Annotated in this window: 17 protein-coding genes and 1 pseudogene; 12 read left to right on the forward strand and 6 right to left on the reverse strand. The window is 69.3% G+C overall.

Features of this window, described 5'->3' with window-relative positions:
• The first annotated feature begins 8 nt into the window (after nt 1-8).
• From BLU77_RS21995 to BLU77_RS06165, 5 genes are all read left to right on the forward strand, one after another.
• Nucleotides 9-1,184 (forward strand): hypothetical protein, encoded by a 1,176-nt coding sequence (locus BLU77_RS21995; RefSeq protein ID WP_089772147.1) that lies wholly within the window; start codon nt 9-11, stop codon nt 1,182-1,184.
• Between the two features lie 56 nt (nt 1,185-1,240).
• Nucleotides 1,241-1,642 (forward strand): FHA domain-containing protein, encoded by a 402-nt coding sequence (locus BLU77_RS06150; RefSeq protein ID WP_089772148.1) that lies wholly within the window; start codon nt 1,241-1,243, stop codon nt 1,640-1,642.
• A gap of 200 nt (nt 1,643-1,842) precedes the next feature.
• Nucleotides 1,843-3,579, forward strand: a complete 1,737-nt coding sequence (gene leuA, locus BLU77_RS06155) for a 2-isopropylmalate synthase (protein WP_245708691.1) — start codon at nt 1,843-1,845, stop codon at nt 3,577-3,579.
• Between the two features lie 232 nt (nt 3,580-3,811).
• The gene (gene recO / locus BLU77_RS06160) at nt 3,812-4,543 is read left to right on the forward strand and encodes a DNA repair protein RecO (protein ID WP_089773020.1); all 732 of its coding nucleotides are present in this window, start codon (nt 3,812-3,814) and stop codon (nt 4,541-4,543) included.
• Nucleotides 4,540-5,316: an isoprenyl transferase gene (locus tag BLU77_RS06165; protein ID WP_089772150.1), complete on the forward strand. Its 777-nt coding sequence runs from the start codon at nt 4,540-4,542 to the stop codon at nt 5,314-5,316. The genes recO and BLU77_RS06165 overlap by 4 nt, the downstream gene beginning before the upstream one ends.
• A 10-nt stretch (nt 5,317-5,326) precedes the next feature.
• On the opposite strand, the gene BLU77_RS06170 is transcribed toward BLU77_RS06165, so the two are convergent.
• The 5 genes from BLU77_RS06170 to BLU77_RS06190 form a co-directional block, all read right to left on the reverse strand.
• Nucleotides 5,327-6,397: a zinc metalloprotease gene (locus BLU77_RS06170; protein ID WP_139177639.1), complete on the reverse strand. Its 1,071-nt coding sequence runs from the start codon at nt 6,395-6,397 to the stop codon at nt 5,327-5,329.
• Between the two features lie 11 nt (nt 6,398-6,408).
• Complete coding sequence (locus BLU77_RS06175) at nt 6,409-6,873, reverse strand: hypothetical protein (RefSeq protein ID WP_342741455.1); 465 nt, start codon at nt 6,871-6,873, stop codon at nt 6,409-6,411.
• A 135-nt stretch (nt 6,874-7,008) separates the two neighbouring features.
• Entirely contained in the window at nt 7,009-7,416 is a 408-nt protein-coding gene (locus BLU77_RS06180) for a Fur family transcriptional regulator (protein ID WP_089772153.1), read from the reverse strand.
• A 12-nt stretch (nt 7,417-7,428) separates the two neighbouring features.
• Nucleotides 7,429-8,352 (reverse strand): metal ABC transporter permease, encoded by a 924-nt coding sequence (locus BLU77_RS06185; RefSeq protein ID WP_425441207.1) that lies wholly within the window; start codon nt 8,350-8,352, stop codon nt 7,429-7,431.
• Nucleotides 8,349-9,233 (reverse strand): metal ABC transporter ATP-binding protein, encoded by an 885-nt coding sequence (locus BLU77_RS06190; protein WP_089772154.1) that lies wholly within the window; start codon nt 9,231-9,233, stop codon nt 8,349-8,351. Before BLU77_RS06190 ends, BLU77_RS06185 begins: the two co-directional genes overlap by 4 nt.
• 165 nt (nt 9,234-9,398) lie before the next feature.
• Between BLU77_RS06190 and BLU77_RS06195 the strand changes: the two genes are divergently transcribed.
• The 4 genes and pseudogenes from BLU77_RS06195 to dusB all read left to right on the forward strand — a co-directional run bounded on the left by BLU77_RS06195 (nt 9,399) and on the right by dusB (nt 13,318).
• Nucleotides 9,399-10,787, forward strand: a complete 1,389-nt coding sequence (locus BLU77_RS06195) for a glycine--tRNA ligase (protein WP_089772155.1) — start codon at nt 9,399-9,401, stop codon at nt 10,785-10,787.
• Between the two features lie 292 nt (nt 10,788-11,079).
• A pseudogene (locus tag BLU77_RS06200) lies at nt 11,080-11,757 on the forward strand (YibE/F family protein); the annotation flags it as partial.
• Between the two features lie 80 nt (nt 11,758-11,837).
• Nucleotides 11,838-12,017 carry a hypothetical protein gene (locus BLU77_RS22885; protein ID WP_281242055.1) on the forward strand — a complete coding sequence of 60 codons (180 nt, stop codon included), beginning with the start codon at nt 11,838-11,840 and terminating at the stop codon, nt 12,015-12,017.
• A 164-nt stretch (nt 12,018-12,181) separates the two neighbouring features.
• A complete protein-coding gene (dusB, locus tag BLU77_RS06205; protein WP_425441217.1) occupies nt 12,182-13,318 on the forward strand; it encodes a tRNA dihydrouridine synthase DusB in 1,137 nt (378 codons plus the stop codon).
• A 2-nt stretch (nt 13,319-13,320) separates the two neighbouring features.
• Here the strand turns inward: dusB and BLU77_RS06210 are convergent, their stop codons facing one another.
• Nucleotides 13,321-14,337, reverse strand: coding sequence for a LacI family DNA-binding transcriptional regulator (locus BLU77_RS06210; protein ID WP_089772157.1), 1,017 nt, complete (start codon nt 14,335-14,337; stop codon nt 13,321-13,323).
• A gap of 167 nt (nt 14,338-14,504) precedes the next feature.
• Between BLU77_RS06210 and BLU77_RS06215 the strand changes: the two genes are divergently transcribed.
• The 3 genes from BLU77_RS06215 to BLU77_RS06225 all read left to right on the forward strand — a co-directional run bounded on the left by BLU77_RS06215 (nt 14,505) and on the right by BLU77_RS06225 (nt 18,360).
• Nucleotides 14,505-15,755 carry a sugar ABC transporter substrate-binding protein gene (locus BLU77_RS06215; RefSeq protein WP_089772158.1) on the forward strand — a complete coding sequence of 417 codons (1,251 nt, stop codon included), beginning with the start codon at nt 14,505-14,507 and terminating at the stop codon, nt 15,753-15,755.
• 169 nt (nt 15,756-15,924) lie between these two features.
• Nucleotides 15,925-17,502: an ABC transporter permease subunit gene (locus tag BLU77_RS06220; protein WP_245708693.1), complete on the forward strand. Its 1,578-nt coding sequence runs from the start codon at nt 15,925-15,927 to the stop codon at nt 17,500-17,502.
• 9 nt (nt 17,503-17,511) lie between these two features.
• Complete coding sequence (locus BLU77_RS06225; protein WP_089773022.1) at nt 17,512-18,360, forward strand: sugar ABC transporter permease; 849 nt, start codon at nt 17,512-17,514, stop codon at nt 18,358-18,360.
• Nucleotides 18,361-18,412: the final 52 nt, after the last annotated feature.

Raw genomic sequence — 18,412 nt, forward strand, 5'->3', positions numbered from 1 at the left:
GAGGCGTCATGTCCTTCCTCAACCTGAACAGGCAGGCCGAGGGGTACTTGAACCCGCCGGCCGACCGGCCACGCTGGCCGGACACCTGGACCCTGCGCCGGACCCGCGGTGAGGCACTGGGCCGGTTGCTCGCTGCGTATGCCGGGTGGCAGCGCACCATCGCCGGCGGGATCGCACCCGTGCTGGTGATCGGCGGCGCGTACCTGCTGGGGATGGGGCTGGACGGCGACGCCGGTTGGGTCTCGATCGTGCTCACCATCGCCGGTGTGCTGATCGGTCTCGTGGGACTGCTGGCGTGCGGCGTGGTGCTGGTGACCGGGCTGACCGTGGTGGGTGCCCTGCGCGCGTGGGCGGCGATCCGGGCCCAGGACGGTGGTCCCGGGGTCCGCGCGCTGTTCACTGCTGCGGGCGTGGTCCGTGTGGTGCTGGCCGTGCTGGCGCTCACCGGTGGTGTGTGGCTGGTGCTGGGACTGCTCGACGTGGTCGACCCGGTGCTGGAGTCTCCGGGTGGGCGGTTCGCCTCCTGGGCCGCGGCCGGGATGGGTGTGATCGCCGGGGTGGTCGCGCTGCTCGGGTTCGTGCTGGTTGCCGCCGCGGTCCGGCGGATCCCGGCCGGGAAGGGCGCGGGCCGTCCTGCCGCAGAGCCCGACGGCGGAGGTGCGGCTGCTCCTGGCGGCGCACCCGCCCAGGGCACTCCTCCTGTTCCGCCGATGCCTGGTGCACCTGGCGCACCGGGCGTGCCGACCGCCCCGCAGGGGCAGGCGCCGTGGGCCGCCGGACCTGGAGAACCCGGCCAGGGCCGGTCTGCTTACGGCGCGGCCGGGTACGGATCTCTGGCCACCGGGGCCGTCCCACCAGAACCAGCAGAACAGGCGGGGTACGGCCCGCCAGCACAGCCCTTCGAGGCGGGGGCAGGTGCTTCCGCACAGCAGCCTGAGGCTCCCTGGCAGGGGGGCTATGGCCCGTCGGCACCGGCCGGCGCCGAGGCCCCCACGGTGAGCCGGAGCACGGCGCTCAGGGTGGACCTGCGCTCGAACAGACCCACATGCGCGCCGACATGGAGCAGCCGGGCGCACCGGAGCCGGGGGACTGGGCACCGCCGCCGGATGCTGTACCGACTCCGGCGCCCCTCGGTGAAGCGCCAGCACCCGGCACGCCTGTTGGTGGGCCGCCGAGCGGACTAGAGGCGACCGCGGTACGGCCGGGCGCCGAGGATCCGGGACTCGATGGTGCTGCCGATGTGGATGACACGCGGCTGGTGGCCGGATCGAACGAGCCGGCCAGGGTGCGGTTCCACATGGACGATGGCCGCGTGATGGGTAGTGAAGGGGTCAGCCTGCTCGGCCGATCGCCCGCCGCCCGCGACGACGAGCCCGTCGCCACTCTGGTCACCCTCGCCGACTCCGCCGTCTCCAAGACGCACCTCGCCCTGCGTATCGAGGGTGCACGGGCATGGGTGACCGACCGGGCCTCCACGAACGGCACCCTGCTCGTGACCTCGGCTGGGGAGGAACGCCGCCTGGTGCCGTGGGAGGAGACGCCGGTGGCGCCGGGCGAGGCGCTGCACGTGGGCACCTCGGTGCTGCGGGTGGAGCTCGACCGGGCGCCCGGTGCAGCCACGCTCAGCCGCGACGGCGACTGAGTAGCGACCTCGGACACTCCGCGACGTGCGGAGCCGCCCCTGTGCGGCGGACCTGGAGTGGTGCGGTAGCATGCCAGACATGCAGACGCGCGTCAGCCTCCTCCTTCGCTGCCGCGACGAGGCCCACTAGGCCGGATCCTCGTCGCGGAGTGGTGTGGTGCCCGGCCCCACCCGAACAACCAGCGATGAAGGATCAGCAGATGAGTTCTAGCACGCACAGCATCCACGGGATGCCGTTGGCCAAGTACCGTCCGTTCGTCGGCGTCGACCTGCCGGACCGTACCTGGCCGACCAAGACGATCACCCAGGCTCCGCGGTGGCTCTCGACCGACCTGCGCGACGGCAACCAGTCCCTGATCGAACCGATGGACCCGAGCCGCAAACGGATCATGTTCGACCTGCTCGTGCAGATGGGCTACAAGGAGATCGAGGTCGGCTTCCCGTCCGCTTCGCAGGCCGACTTCGACTTCGTCCGCTCCATCATCGAAGACGATGCGATCCCCGAAGACGTGACGATCTCGGTGCTCACCCAGGCCCGCGCCGAGCTGATCGAACGTACGGTGCGCTCCCTGGTCGGGGCTCACAAGGCGACCGTGCACATGTACAACGCCACGGCACCGGTGTTCCGCGACATCGTCTTCCGGAACGACAAGGACGCCACCAAGGAGCTGGCCACCGCCGGGACCCAGCACGTGATCGACTACGGCGAGAAAATCCTCGACCCGGACACCGAGCTGGGGTACGAGTACTCCCCGGAGATCTTCATCGACACCGAGCTGGACTACGCCCTCGAGGTCTGCGAGGGCGTGATGGACGTGTGGGCCCCCGAGGCCGGTCGCGAGATCATCCTCAACCTGCCCGCCACGGTGGAGCGTGCGACCCCGAACGTGTACGCGGACCAGATCGAATGGATGAGCCGGCACCTGAGCCGCCGTGAGTTCGTCTCCCTGTCAGTGCACCCGCACAATGACCGGGGGACCGGTGTGGCGGCCGCCGAGCTGGCCGTGATGGCCGGCGCCGATCGCATCGAGGGGTGCCTGTTCGGTCAGGGCGAGCGCACCGGCAACGTCGACCTGGTGACGCTGGGCATGAACCTGTACAGCCAGGGCATCGACCCGCTGATCGACTTCTCCGACATCGACGATGTTCGTCGCATCGTGGAGCACTGCACCCAGATGGACGTGCACCCGCGCCACCCCTACGGCGGTGATCTGGTCTACACCGCGTTCTCCGGCTCGCACCAGGACGCCATCAAGAAGGGGTTCAACGTCCGCTCCGAACGCGTGGCTGCCGCCGGTGGCGACGACACGGCGATCGCGTGGAACGTGCCCTACCTGCCGGTGGATCCCGAGGACGTCGGCCGCAACTACGAGGCCGTGATCCGGGTGAACTCGCAGTCCGGCAAGGGCGGTGTGGCCTACCTGCTGCAGAGCACGAAGAACCTGGATCTGCCACGACGGCTGCAGATCGAGTTCTCCCAGAGCGTGCAGAAGCACACTGATTCCTTCGGCGGGGAGATGACGGCCGAGACGATCTGGAAGATCTTCTCCGACGAGTACCTGCCCGCCGGCGAGCACGACGGGCTGACCCCGTGGGGCCGGTTCGACCTGCGCGCCACGCAGGTGTCCTCCGCCGGTGACGGCAGCGACGATGTCCTCACCGCGACGATCGTGGACTCCGGGGTGGAGCGGACCGTCGAGGCACGCGGGAACGGCCCCGTTGCGGCGTTCACCGCGGCGTTGGCGCAGTTCGGCGTCGAGGTGGCCGTGCTCGACTACGCCGAGCACGCTCTCTCCGAGGGAGGCGACGCGTCAGCGGTGGCGTACGTGGAGTGCGAGGTGGCTGAGCAGGTGATCTGGGGCGTCGGGATCGACCCCTCGATCACCACGGCCTCGCTCAAGGCGATCGTCTCCGCCGTCAACCGCGCGGTGCGCTGAGCCGCACCAGCTCCCGGGCGGGCCGTGCCGGCTCGTCCACGAGATCTCCCGCAGGACCCTGTGACCCGGAGGGCCAGCGGGCCGGCGCACGGCACTGACGACGGCGATCCTGTCGCAGGTGCCTGTGCTCGCCGAACGAGGGCGTCACCAGTCACGGCTGGCGGTGGCGCCCTCGTGACGCTCGGCGGCGTGCCGGGGCGGCGATGTCACCCGGGTGGGAGACAATGGCGCGGTGAAGTTGTACCGGGACGAAGCCATCGTGCTGCGCACCCATAAGCTGGGTGAGGCCGATCGGATCGTCACCCTGCTCACGCGGATGCGCGGCCAGGTGCGCGCTGTGGCGAAGGGTGTGCGCCGCACGTCCTCGAAGTTCGGTGCCCGGCTCGAACCGTTCGCGGTGGTGGACGTCCAGCTCTATTCCGGGCGGACCCTGGACGTGGTCACCCAGGTGGACACGATGGCCCCGCACGGGCGCGCGCTCGGCGCCGACTATGGCCTGTACACCACGGCCACGGCGATGGTGGAGACCGCGGAGCGGCTCACTGAGGTGCCGGGAGAGCCCGCCACTCAGCAGTACCTGTTGCTCTGTGGTGCGTTGCGTGCGTTGGCGGAGCAGCGTCATCCGGCAGGTCTGGTACTTGACTCGTATCTGTTGCGCGCCCTCGCGGTGGCCGGCTGGGCGCCGTCGTTCGCCGAGTGCGCCCGGTGCACCGAGCCGGGCCCGCACCGTTCGTTCTCCGCCCCTGCCGGCGGCGCGGTGTGCGGCACCTGCCGCCCGCCGGGTGCGGCGGCTCCCGCACCGGAGACGTTCACCCTGCTCAGTGCACTGCTCACGGGCGAGTGGCCGGTCGCCGAGGCGAGCGAGGAGAAGCATCGGCGGGAGGCCTCCGGACTGGTGGCTGTGTATACGCAGTGGCACCTGGAACGTCAGCTCCGGTCGCTGCGCCTGGTCGAACGCGCATGACGGCGCCCACGCCTCCACCACCGCACCCTTCCGGGGACCGGCCGCCGTCGGTCCCGGCTGCCCTGGTACCCCGGCACGTGGCGATCGTGATGGACGGCAACGGGCGCTGGGCCAACGCGCGTGGACTGACCCGCAACGAAGGACACGCCGCGGGAGAGGCGGTCCTGCTGGACGTGGTGGCCGGAGCGATCGAGCTGGGCATCTCCCACATCAGCGCCTATGCCTTCTCCACCGAGAACTGGAAGCGCTCGCGCAGCGAGGTGCGGTTCCTGATGGGATTCAACCGGGACGTGCTGCGCCGCCGCAGGGACGAGATGAACGCCTGGGGGGTGCGGGTGCGCTGGGCCGGGCGTCGCCCACGGCTGTGGCGGTCGGTGATCAACGAGCTCACGGAGGCTGAACGCCTCACCGAGGGCAACTCCACCTGCACCTTGACCATGTGCGTGAACTACGGCGGCCGGGCGGAGATCGTCGATGCCGTGCGCTCGATCGGTCGTGAGGTGGCGGCGGGCCAGCTCGACCCGGACCGGATCAGCGAACGCACCGTGGCACGGCACCTGGACGAGCCGGACATGCCGGACGTGGACCTGTTCCTGCGTACCTCCGGGGAGCAGCGGATCTCGAACTTCCTGCTCTGGCAGTCCGCCTACGCCGAGCTGGCTTTCGTGGACAAGCCGTGGCCCGACTGCGACCGGCGCGACCTGTGGCGCGCCGTCGAGGAGTACGCCCGCCGCGACCGCCGCTACGGTGGTGCGGTGGATGCGCCACGCTAGACGTGCTCGGTCAGCCGTACAGGTCCATGATCCCCAGATGGTCGCCGTAGCCGAGCAGCGCGGCGGAATCGTCGCAGCGCGTGGTGCTCGGGCTCATCGTGAGATCGCCCTCACCCCGTTCCGTGACATGCGCCATCCCGGTGGCGTGCCCGAACTCGTGCATCACACCGGCGATCAAGACCACCTGGTCGGAGCATGAGTCGGCGTCGAGCGCATACTCGCGGTCGGAGGAGTCCATCCGCAGGTCGAACTCGACGATCTCGCCGCTGCTGTAAGCCCAGAAGCAGGTGACGCCGTACACGCTCCCGCTGTGCGGACCCCAGTCGACCACGTTCCGGCCGTCCCGGGCCGTGCAGGAGGACCCACTGATGTTGGCATCCCTCGACGTGGACCCCTCGTGCACGAGGTTCAGCTGGCTCGGTGCACCGCTGAGCCCACAGCTGTTGCTGCCCTCGTTCCATCGCTCGGCAGCGGTGCCGGCCGTGCTGCCGAGTGTTGCCGAGCTCACCCCGTCGGGACGGCGCTCAGAGCCGTTCACCGAGAATGGCACCGAGTCCGACATCCACCGGTAGCCGTACGCGGCGTTCTCGGGGTCATTGCAGCGCTGCGAATCCTCCGAGGTCGTCTCGGTCGTACCCGGCTGGGCGCGAGGGGAACCCATGGGCGGCAGCCCGAGCGCTGCGGACCCGCCGTGCCCGGCGGCGCCGTGGCTGTCCGAGGCATGATGCAGCACCCCGTCGGCGTCGGTCATGACGGTCTCGACCTGGCTCGTCCCACCGGAGTCGTCGACGGCGATCGTGACGCTCTCCCCGGCTGCCGGGATCGGGACCTCGAGGCCGCCCGGCAGCTCGATCGGGACCCCGACCAGGTCGCATGCGACCACGTCGACCTCGCCGAGGATCTGGCCGATGTCCAGCGCACCGACGGTCTCGACCAGACCGCCGAGGTCGATACCGCTGGATGCGGGCGCGCATCCGCGCTCCGGGGAGGCCTCGGCCGGGGAGGAGGTCACCATGGTGAGGCCGATCCCGAGCGCCACGGTCCAGGTCAGGGGCTTGTGAATAGCATCGTTGCGTCGCATCGCGCCCGATGTTAGCGGAGGGTCGCGTCCCTGTCGCGCGGAGCCTCGCCGCTCATCGGCCGGTCCTCGGCTCGCGCGGGCCGGTCACCATGGCGCCGTCGTGCCAGGACGACGACCGCGACAGCGGTCGCCACCAGGGCGACGATCACAGCGATCCCCCAGGGGCTCCCGGCCGCAGCAGCGAGGGTTGCCTTCCACCAGACGAACCCGATCGTGGAGTAGATCGTGCCCCACGCCAGCGCCCCGGGAACCTGCGCGAGCGCGTACTTCCACCAGGTGATCCGCAGGATCCCGGCCGCGGCCTGCACCATCGACTGGAACCCGATCGTCACATAGCAGACCGGCACCGCGACCAGACCCCACCGGCGGATGGCGGCGATGCCCGCATCCGCGCCCCCGTCGGCGAGCCAGTCGTGAACCCGCTTGCGCCAGCCGATCGTGGGGTGGGTGCGGCGCAGTGCCTGATCGGTCGGCACCCGCCCGAGCCAGTACAACAGCTGGCCCCGTACCCAGGCACCGGCTGAGAGCGCGAGCAGTGCGACGAGGAAGGGCAGATCGGTGAGGAAGTCAGGAATGGTGACTCACTCCCTCGGTGACGAGCGCACGAGAGGTCACCGGCCGCCGTCGGGCCGCTCGGCAGCGGTGCACTCGGCGCAGATGCCGAACAGCTCAGCCGTGTGCTCCACAGCGGTGAAACCGTGCTCGGCTCCCACGGTGGCCGCCCACCGCTCCACGCTGGCGGCGTCGAGCTCCACCGTGGCCCCGCACCGGCGGCACACCAGGTGGTGATGGTGCTCCTGGGTGGCGCACCGGCGGTACAGCGACTCACCCTCGGCGTTGCGCAGTACGTCCACGTCGCCGCTCTCGGCAAGAGCCTGCATCGTCCGGTAGACGGTGGCGAGGCCGATGCCCTCGCCGCGGTCCCGGAGCATCTCGTGCAGCTGCTGGGCGCTGCGGAAATCGTCGGTGCCGGAGAGGAGGTCGCTCACCGCTGCGCGTTGGCGGGTCATGCGTTGCATGGCGAGACCTTCCTATCCGTGTGTCGAGCCCAACTGGACGTCGTCCGCCACATCGGGGTGCGGATCGACGTCGTGTCGCCGTCGGGGTCGGATCACGGCCCGCACGGCGGCTACTCCAGCGTAGACGGTCACGGCGAGCACCACGATCGTCGCTCCGGGGGCGAGTGGCTCGGTGAAGGTGATCAGCAGGCCACCCACGCACACCGCCGCACCGATCCCCATCGCCGCGGTCATGGTGCGCCGGAAGGACGTCGTGAGCTGCTGGGCGATCGCCACCGGCACGATCATCAGCGCACTCACCAGCAGCAGACCCACCACCCGCATCGAGGCGGTCACCGTGAGCGCGGCCACCACCGCGATGGCGATGGTGAGCAAGCGCACCGGCACCCCGGTGGAGCGTGCGAACTCCTGGTCCTGGCTCACGGCGAACAGTGCGGTGCGCAACCCCAGACCGACCAGCAGGATCACACCGGACATGATCATCGTCGTCACCAGGTCCCCGGTGGAGACAGTGGAGAGTGATCCGAACAGGTAGGCCATGAGGTTGGCGTTCGTCCCGCCGGCGAGACTGATGATCACCACGCCACCGGCGATACCGCCGTAGAAGAGCAGCGCGAGGGCAACATCGCCGTTCGTCCGGCCCCGGGCGCTGACCACCTCGATCAGCACCGCGCCGATGATCGCAGCGACGACGGCCCCCACCAGCGCGTAGGCGTCGTTCTGGGAGGCGTGGGTCCAGCTGCCGACGAGCCAGCCCATCGCCACGCCCGTCAGAGCCACGTGACCCACGCCGTCGCCGAGCAGGGAGAGGCGGCGCTGCACGAGGAAGGTGCCCACCACCGGTGCGGTGAGCCCGACCACGAAGGCGGCGATCAGCGCACGCTGCAGCAGCGGGCTGGTCAACGCGCTCCCGATCTCGGTGATCCAGTCGATCACGGCAGACTCCGTTGGATGGTGGCTGGTTCGTCGACCGTGCCGTGGTCGGCGTGCACGTGCTGGTGGTCGGCCCCCGCGTGCCCCGGTGCTGGTTCGGGAACAGCGCCGTCGTGCACCACCTGGCCGTGCCGGAGGACCACAGCACGCTGCAGCAGTCCGCGCATCTCGCCGATCTCGTGCAGCACCACCACCACGGTGGTGCCGCCGGCATGCAACTCACCCAGCACGCCCGCGAAGGCTCGCTGGGTGGCGGAGTCGACCCCGGCCACGGGTTCGTCGAGCACCAGCAGGTCGGGGTCACGCACCAGGGCTCGCGCGATGCTGACCCGTTGCTGCTGCCCACCGGAGAGCTCGTGCAGGGCACTGCCGGCCCGGCTGGCTAGACCGACGGCGTCCAGCGCCTCGAGTGCGCGTGTGCGGGCGTGGCGGGGCAGCCACAGGCGACGGCGCTGCAGCAGCCCGGTGAGTACCATCTCCAGTGCGGTGGCCGGCAGTCCCGTGGAGGCGGGGGTGCGTTGCGGCACGTAACCGATCCGATGCCAGGGCACTGCTCCAGGGCTCTGCAGGCCGTGGTCGAACAGGCGTACCTGACCGCTGGTGATCGGTGCCATGCCGAGGAGTGCGCGCATCAGGGTCGACTTCCCGGAACCGTTGGCGCCCAGCAGGGCGACCGCCTCGCCGGATCGAACCGTGAGGGTGACCTCGCGCAGGATCCGTGCACTCTGGTACGCCACGTCCAAGCGATGCGCGGCGACGACGACGTCGCGGTCGTCCGAGGGCTGCGGCGTCGGTGCATGATGCTGCGCCTGGTCGGTCGTCGTCGCGGCCGGACAGTTCGACGCCTCCGTCTGGACGGCACGCTGGCCGGGACGCAGTGTCATGCGAACGATTCTCACTCCGCAGAGGAGGGGTGTCAAAGGGGAGCGGTGAGAGATCCACCACGCCGCACCTGCGCGGGCCGGTGATCGAGGACTGTGCCGGTAGCCTCAGGGGTACGTCATGCCCGAGCCAGCCAGGTCCGGGCCCCCGACCCAGGAGTTCTCGCTGTGGCCAAGGAGCAGTCTCGTCTCGATGCCGTCGTCAACCTCGCCAAGCGCCGAGGTTTCGTGTTCCCGTCCGGGGAGATCTACGGCGGTACCCGCTCCGCGTGGGACTACGGACCACTGGGGGTGGAGCTGAAGGAGAACATCAAGCGCCAGTGGTGGCGCACGGTGGTCTCCAGCCGCGACGACATCGTGGGACTGGACTCCTCGGTGATCCTTCCGTCCAAGGTCTGGGAGGCCTCCGGGCACTTGAAGGCATTCGTCGACCCGCTCGTGGAGTGCCTGAGCTGCCACAAGAGGTACCGCGAGGATCACCTGCTGGAGGAGTTCGAGGAGAAGAAGGGCCGCCCGCCGGAGGGGGGTCTGGCCGGCGTGGCCTGCGCCAACTGTGGTACCCGCGGGCAGTGGACCGAGCCGAAGATGTTCAACGGACTTCTCAAGACCTATCTCGGTGTGACCGAGGACGAGTCCGGGCTGCACTTCCTGCGCCCGGAGACCGCGCAGGGCATCTTCGTCAACTTCGACAACGTGCAGCGCACGTCCCGCATGAAGGTGCCGTTCGGCATCGGGCAGATCGGTAAGTCGTTCCGCAACGAGATCACGCCGGGGAACTTCATCTTCCGCACCCGCGAGTTCGAGCAGATGGAGATGGAGTTCTTCGTCCAGCCCGGCAGTGACGAGGAATGGCACCAATACTGGATCGAGGCCCGTACCGACTGGTACACCGGTCTCGGTATCGACCGGAACAATCTGCGTCACTTCGAGCACCCGGCCGAGAAGCTCTCCCACTACTCCAAGCGCACCGTGGACATCGAGTACCGGTTCGGCTTCACGGGAAGCGAGTGGGGTGAGCTCGAGGGCATCGCGAACCGCACCGACTTCGACCTGTCCACGCACTCGGAGCACTCCGGCAAGGAGCTCAGCTACCTTGACCCGGCCACGAACGAGCGCTACACGCCGTACGTGATCGAGCCGGCAGCCGGTCTGACCCGCTCCCTGATGGCCTTCCTCGTGGAGGCCTACACCGAGGACGAAGCGCCCAACACCAAGGGCGGCGTGGACAAGCGGACGGTGCTGCGGCTGGACCACCGGCTCGCGCCGATGAAGGCCGCCGTCCTGCCGCTGTCCCGGAACGAGCAGCTCTCCCCGGTGGCGCGTGACCTCGCGGCGAACCTGCGCAAGAACTGGAACGTCGACTTCGACGACGCCGGAGCGATCGGGCGCCGGTACCGCCGTCAGGACGAGGTGGGTACCCCGTTCTGCATCACCGTGGACTTCGACACCGCCGAGGACCAGGCCGTCACTGTGCGCGAGCGAGACACGATGAGCCAGGAGCGGGTGGCCCTGGACCAGGTCGAGTCCTACCTCGCTGCGCGCCTCGTCGGCGCCTGACCGCATGGGTCACGAGCCCGGTGAGCTGAGCCTGGACCACGGCGAGGCTCGCCGTGCTCGCAAGATCCTGCTGGCGATCACCCTCCCGCTGCTGATCGGCACCCTGATCGGACTGGCGGTGCTCTGGCCGCGGGGCGAGACCCCGGTGGGCTCCCAGCCGAACCCGATCGCGGGGCCGAACTTCTCGGTGGCCACCGTGGTGGAGGTGACCGGCGAGGTCGGTGAGGAGATCCGCGCCGAGCTGCAGGACGGCAGCGGGGACGTGGTGCCGGTTCAGGTGGCGCCGGAGATCATGGCGGGCGGGATCGACCCGGGCGATGAGATCCGGGTGTTCTTCACCGCAAGCGCACTCGGTTCGGGCAGTCCGTACGTCTTCGTCGATTTCGTCCGGAACGTGCCGCTGCTGCTGCTGGGCGCGGTGTACGCGTTGCTGGTGCTCGCCGTCGCGCGGTGGCGCGGTCTGATGGCGATCGTCGGGCTGCTGCTGTCCTTGGCCGTGGTGGTGGCATTCCTGGTGCCCGCACTGATGGCCGGCGGGCCGCCGCTGCCGGTCACCCTGGTGGGAGCGAGTGCCATGATGTTCGTGGCCGTGTATCTGGCGCACGGTGTCTCGATCCGGACCACGACGGCGTTACTCGGCACCTTCGTCGGACTCGCCGTCACCACCCTGCTGGCCGGGTGGTCCACCAGCGCCGCCGAGCTGAGCGGGGGCAGTACGGACGCCTCCATCATGCTGAACACCCTGCTGCCAGGGGTCGGACTGCGCGAGCTGCTGCTCTGCGGCATCGTGATCGCCGGCCTCGGCGCACTCAACGACGTGACCATCACCCAGGCCTCCGCCGTGTGGGAGCTGCACGCGGCCTCCCCGACGACGTCCCGTACCCGGGTCTTCGCCCGTGCCATGCGCATCGGCCGGGACCACATCGCCTCCACCGTGTACACGCTCGCCTTCGCATACGTGGGCACGGCCCTGCCGACGCTGATGGTCGTGATGCTCTATGACCGGTCGCTGGCCAGCACGCTGACGGCGGGGAGATTGCCGAGGAGGTGGTGCGCACCTTGGTCTCCTCCATCGGGTTGGTGCTGGCGATCCCTGCCACCACGGCGCTGGCCGCGGTGCTGGTGCGGACGGCACCCTCCCGGGAAGGTGATGTGAGGCGCTCCGGCGACGGCGATGCCACCCCAGCCGGAGGAATTGGCGACCAGTCGGCTGACGAGCGACAGTCGTGACCTGAACGACGCTGATACGTCGAGCCGTGCGAGATGCTGCGCGGCTCGACGTATCAGCGTCGACTGCGCCCGCGAATCACTCCCGGTCGACCTGAGATACTGCCAGGGTGAGTGTGCTGCAGATCGGACCTATCGCCGTCGGGACCCCCGTGGTGCTCGCGCCGATGGCCGGTGTGACGAACGCCCCGTTCCGGCGGCTGTGCCGCGAGGCGGGTGCTGCCGGCCTGCCCGCCGACCGTGCGACCGAGGTGGCCGCCAGCCCCGCGCCGGCCGGGCTCTACGTGGCCGAGATGGTCACCTCCCGCGCACTGGTGGAGCGCACCCCGGAGTCGATGCGGATCATCTCCCACGATGCCGGTGAAGGGGTGCGCAGCGTGCAGTTGTACGGGGTGGACCCAGCCACGGTGCGTGCGGCTGTGCGGATGCTGGTGACCGAGGAGCGTGCCGACCACATCGACCTGAACTTCGGTTGCCCGGTGCCCAAGGTCACGCGCAAGGGCGGGGGAGCGGTGCTGCCGTGGAAGAGCGAGCTGTTCTCCGCGATCGTCTCGGGCGCATGCGAGGAGGCCGCCGGTAGCGGCATCCCGGTGACCGTGAAGATGCGGATGGGTATTGACGCCGACCACCTCACCTACCTCGACGCCGGGCTGCGTGCGCAGGATGCCGGCGTGGCATCGGTGGCGCTGCACGCGCGCACGGCTGCTGACTACTACTCCGGCACCGCGCACTGGGACTCGATCGCACGCCTCAAGGAGACGGTCACTGACGTTCCGGTGCTCGGCAACGGTGACATCTGGTCCGCCGAGGATGCGTTGGCGATGGTGGCCCACACCGGCTGCGACGGCGTCGTCGTGGGTCGTGGCTGCCAAGGGCGGCCGTGGCTGTTCACGGATCTGGTGGCGGCGTTCGCGGGATCGGACGTGCGGGTGCGTCCGGGGCTCGGGGAGGTGACCGCGGTGATCCGCCGGCACGCCGAGCTCATGGTGGACCACTTCGGCAACGAGCTGAAGGCCCTGCGGGAGCTGCGCAAACACATGTCCTGGTACCTCAAGGGGTATGTGGTCGGTGGCCAGGCCCGTGCCGCTTTGGGCCTGGTGAGCACCCTGGCGGAGCTGGACGAGCGTCTCGGTGCGCTCGAGCTCGACCAGGCATACCCGGGTGAGGGTGCCGAAGGACCGCGCGGTCGAGCAGGCAGCGCCAAGGTCCCGCACGTGCCCTCCGGTTGGTTGGACTCGAGGGACATCGACGACGAACTTCGCGCCATGCTGGAGCAGGCGGAGTCCTCCGTCTCCGGCGGCTGACGTCAGCGAGGGCAGGCAGCCGTCGACCCGCGCACGATCAGCTCGGGGGTGAACAGCAGCTCGGTCCGTGGAGCGGGCTGGCCGCTGATCTCGGCGAGCAGGGAGGTCACCGCCGCGGTGCTCATCGCCTCCACGCTCTGGCGGATCGTCGTCAACGGTGGGTCCGTGAACGCGATCAACGGAGAGTCGTCGTACCCGACCACCGAGACGTCGTCGGGTACCTGCAGGCCGCGGGCGCGCACCGCCCGGATCGCGCCGAGCGCCATGATGTCCGAGGCGCACACGATCGCGGTGTGACCGCCGTCCAGCAGTTGGGTGGCGGCTGCCTGGCCACCTTCCAGCGTGAAGAGCGAGGTCGCGATGTGTGGTTCCGCGCTGGTGACCGTCAACCGCTCCGCCAGGGCCTGGGCGAATCCCGCGACCTTCCGGGCTGCGGGGACGAACCGCTCGGGCCCCACGGCCAGCCCGATCCGGGTGTGCCCCTGAGCTGTCAGGTGGCGGACCGCGATGTCCATGCTGGCGATGTCGTCGGAGGAGATGAACGGGGCGTCCAGGCCCTCGGCGAAGCCGTTCACCAGCACGATCGGCGTGCCCAGCCCGACGATCCGGTGGTACCGATCCCGGCCGGCCTGCGCATCGGCGTGGAGGCCGGAGACGAAGATGATGCCGTCCACCCCGTGCTCGAGCAGCATTTCCACGTACTCGTCCTCGGTGGTGCCGCCGGGGGACTGGGTGCACAGCAAGGGCGTGTACCCGGCATGGGCGAGTGCCGATTCGATCTTCTGAGCGAAGTTCGGGAAGACCGGGTTGGTCAGCTCCGGCACCACCAGTCCGATCAGGCCGGCGGACCGTCCGCGCAGCTTCTCCGGGCGCTCGTAGCCGAGCACGTCCAGGGCCGCGAGCACAGCACCGCGCGTGGCGTTGGACACGCCCGGCTTCCCGTTCAGCACCCGCGAGACGGTGGCGGTGCTGACCCCGGCCTGCTCGGCCAGGTCGGTGAGTCGCGTGCGTCCGGACACCGGACCTCCCTCGTTGGTGGCGCCGACGGCGCGCCGATGCCGCCTGCAAGTGTGACGTGAAAGTTACAGCAAGGTCTTGCAAGGCGACAACTCTGCCGTTACGGTCCATTCATCCAGGCGCGCCGTGCACCCACGACGACGCCGTCACGACCTGACAGGAGACACCGATGCGACGGAGCATCATCACAACAGCGGCTGCAGGCCTCACCCTGGTCCTGGCCGCGTGCGGGGGAACGACCGGCTCGGAGGATTCCACCGAACCCGAAGAGTCCGAGACCACGGCAGGGGCCAGCGGCACGCTGACCGTCTGGGCGGACGAGTTGCGCGCCGAGCCGCTCGCCGACATCGCCGCGCAGTTCGAGACGGACACGGGCGTCACCGTGGAGATCGTCCAGCAGAACTTCGACGACATCCGCCCGCAGTTCCTCGCCCAGGCACCCACGGGCGAGGGCCCGGACATCATCGTCGGTGCGCACGACTGGGCCGGCGAGCTCGTCACGAACGGCGTGGTGAGCCCGGTGGAGCTCGGGGACCGGGCCGGCGAGTTCTCCCAGGTGGCCGTGGACGGCTTCACCTACGACGGCAGCGTCTACGGCGTGCCGTACGGGATCGAGAACATCGCCCTGGTGCGCAACAACGACCTCGCCTCGCAGACCCCGGAGACCTTCGACGAGCTGATCGCCCAGGGTGAGGACTCCGGCGCGGAGTACCCGGTGCTTCTCCAGACCGGTGAGGAGGGCGATGCCTATCACCTGTACCCGTTGCAGACCTCTTTCGGAGCTGAGGTGTTCGCCACCGACGACTCCGGCTCCTATGTCCCCGAGCTGACCCTGGGCAGTGACGGCGGCACCGCCTTCGCCGAGTGGCTCGCCACGGTCGGGCAGACCGGATCCGGAGCCCTGGACACGGCCATCACGGCCGACATCGCCAAGGAGGCCTTCGCCAACGGCGAGTCGCCCTACATCATCACCGGCCCGTGGAACATCTCCACCTTCACCGATGCGGGGCTGGACGTGAGCGTGCTGCCGATCCCGTCCGCCGGTGGGGAGACCGCAGCTCCGTTCGTCGGGGTGCAGGGTTTCTACGTCAGCGCCTACTCGGAGAACGCGATCCTCGCGAACGAGTTCCTCGTCAACTACGTGGCCACCGAAGAGGTCCAGGTGGCGTTGTACGAGTCCGGTGGACGCATCCCGGCGCTCACAGCCGCGGCCGACACCCTCACCGAGGACCCCATCATCTCCGGGTTCGCCGCTGCCGGTGAGGTGGGCGTGCCGATGCCGTCCCTGGCCGAGATGAACTCCGTGTGGGAGTTCTGGGGCACCACCCAGGCGGCCATCATCTCCGGCGCCGCGGACGATCCCGCGGCCGCCTGGGAGACCATGGTCGGCAACATCCAGGGCGCCATCGACGCCGCCTGACCGCGTAGCGCCGGGGCACCATGCCCCGGCGCGACGCCGGCCGCACCCGCCTACGCCCGACGGCGTCCGGTGCGCATCCCGTCCCACCTCACCTCGTTCCTGAGGTGCGATGCCCTGCCCGGCGAGCCTGCGCCGTCGGGGCTCGCACACCTCACGCGGAAGGCACTTCGTGACCACGACCCCGAGGACAGACCACTCGAGAGGCAGCACCTCGCACGCCCGAGACTTCCGCCCGGCCTTCTGGGTGAAGCTGGCGATCATGGCGCTGGTGAACGCCTTCGCCCTGTACGTCCTGTTCGCGTCCTGGCAGGTGCAGCACTGGGGCATCTTCGCCACCATGGTGATCTTCGCGGCCGTCGCGAACTGGGTGTACTTCTCCCGGCGCCACCTGGCCGCCAAGTACCTCGTGCCGGGACTGGTGTTCCTGGTGGTGTACCAGCTGTTCGTGATGGGCTACACCGGCTACATCGCGTTCACGAACTACGGCACCGGGCACATCGCGACCCAGGAGGACGCGGTCGCCGCCAACCTCGCCCAGTCGGTAGAGCGGGTCGAGGGATCCCCGGCCTACCCGCTCACCGTGGTGATCGACGCCGACGGCGATCTCGGCTTCGCGATCATCGACGACACGGGCGTGCTGGTCGGGACCGCCGACGAGCCCTTCGAGCCAGTGCCGGACGCACAGGTCGCGGGCAGCGACGTCACCGAGGTTCCCGGGTACACAGTGCTGAGCTTTGCCCAGGTGCTGGAGCAGCAGAGCGAGATCACCGCATTGCGGGTGACCTTCGACCCGGAGGGGGAGGATAGTGTCCGCACCCAGGACGGCTCGAACGGGTACCTGTACCGCTCCACGCTCAGCTATGACGAGGCGGCCGGGACGATCACCGACACCGAGACCGGCGTCGTCTACAGCGACAACGGGCGAGGGTCCTTCGCCGCACCGGACGGGTCCACCCTCGCGGTCGGGTGGCGGGTGGCGGTAGGCGTGGACAACTTCCTCGCGATGTTCACCGACGCCCGGCTCAGCGGCCCGTTCCTCTCGGTGCTGGTGTGGACGTTCGCCTTCGCGTTTCTCTCGGTGGCCACGACCTTCTTTCTCGGCCTGATCCTGGCGATCGTGTTCAATCATCCCGGGGTGCGCGGCCGGAAGATCATCCGCTCGCTGCTGATCCTCCCGTACGCCTTCCCCGGTTTCCTCTCCGGGCTGGTCTGGGCGGGCCTGCTGAACCGGAAGTTCGGGTTCATCAACCAGGTGCTGCTCGGGGGCGCGGAGGTGCCGTGGCTCACCGATGCCTGGCTGGCGCGGTTGTCGGTGATCGGAGTGAACCTGTGGCTCGGCTTCCCGTACATGTTCCTCATCTGCACCGGGGCGCTGCAGGCGATCTCGGCGGACATGTACGAGGCGGCGAAGCTGGACGGGGCGAAGGCGCCGCGGGTGTTCAGCGCGATCACCTTGCCGATGCTGATGATCTCGGTGGCGCCACTACTGATCGCCTCCTTCTCCTTCAACTTCAACAACTTCAACCTCATCTACTTCGTGACCGAGGGCGGTCCGAACTTCCCGGGGTCACCGATCGCGGTCGGTGCCACGGACATCCTGATCTCGATGGTCTACTCGGTGGCCATCGAGTCCGGGTCGACCCGGTACGGGTTGGCGTCGGCGATGTCGATCCTGATCTTCGCCCTGGTCGGGCTGGTCTCCTGGCTCGGCTTCCGGCAGACCCGCAAGCTCGAGGACGTGATCTGAGTGGTGGAGATGAGTCGGCGCCGCTGGTGGCGCGAGGTGAGCTGGCGGTACGTCGTCGCGGCGATCGCGATCGTCTACGCCGCGTTCCCGATCGTGTACGTCCTGTCCGCCTCGTTCTCCGAGCGGGGCACGCTGACCGGGTCGAACAGCCTGTTCACCACCGTGACCGGCGCGCAGTACGCGGCGCTGTTCGCCACGCACTACCCGCAATGGCTGGTGAACACCCTGATCATCGGGTCCGTCACCTCGGTGGGTGTGGTGATGATGGCGGCGGCGGCCGCCTACGCCTTCTCCCGGTTCCGGTTCGCCGGGCGGGACTCCGGGCTGACGTTCCTGCTGCTGGTGCAGATGTTCCCCCAGATGCTGGCCTTCGTCGCGATCTTCCTGCTGCTGCTCGGCCTGCGCGACGTGGTGCCGTGGCTGGGGCTGAACTCACGTCTGGCGCTGATCGCGGTATACCTCGGTGGGGCGCTCGGCGCGAATACCTTCCTCATGTTCGGGTTCTTCAACTCCATCCCGAAGGAGCTCGACGAGGCCGCGAAGATCGACGGTGCCGGCCACGCCCGGATCTACTTCACCATCATCCTGCGCCTGGCCGCACCGGTGCTGGCAGTGGTGGCGCTCCTGGCATTCGTGGGGACCTTCTCGGACTACATCCTGGCGGGAGTGATCCTGCAGGACCAGGACAAGCTGACTATCGCGGTGGGGCTGTACCAGTTCATCGCCGGCCAGTTCGACGCCCGGTGGGGGATCTTTGCCGCAGGTGCGATCCTCAGCGCGATCCCCGTGTTGCTGCTGTTCCAGTTCCTGCAGCGCTACATCGTCGGAGGGCTGACGGCAGGCTCGGTGAAGGGCTGACGGCCCTCCACAGGGGCGAACCGACTCGCCACCTTGACTGACTAGGGTGGAG

The organism is Ruania alba, from assembly GCF_900105765.1.
Lineage (GTDB): Bacteria > Actinomycetota > Actinomycetes > Actinomycetales > Beutenbergiaceae > Ruania > Ruania alba.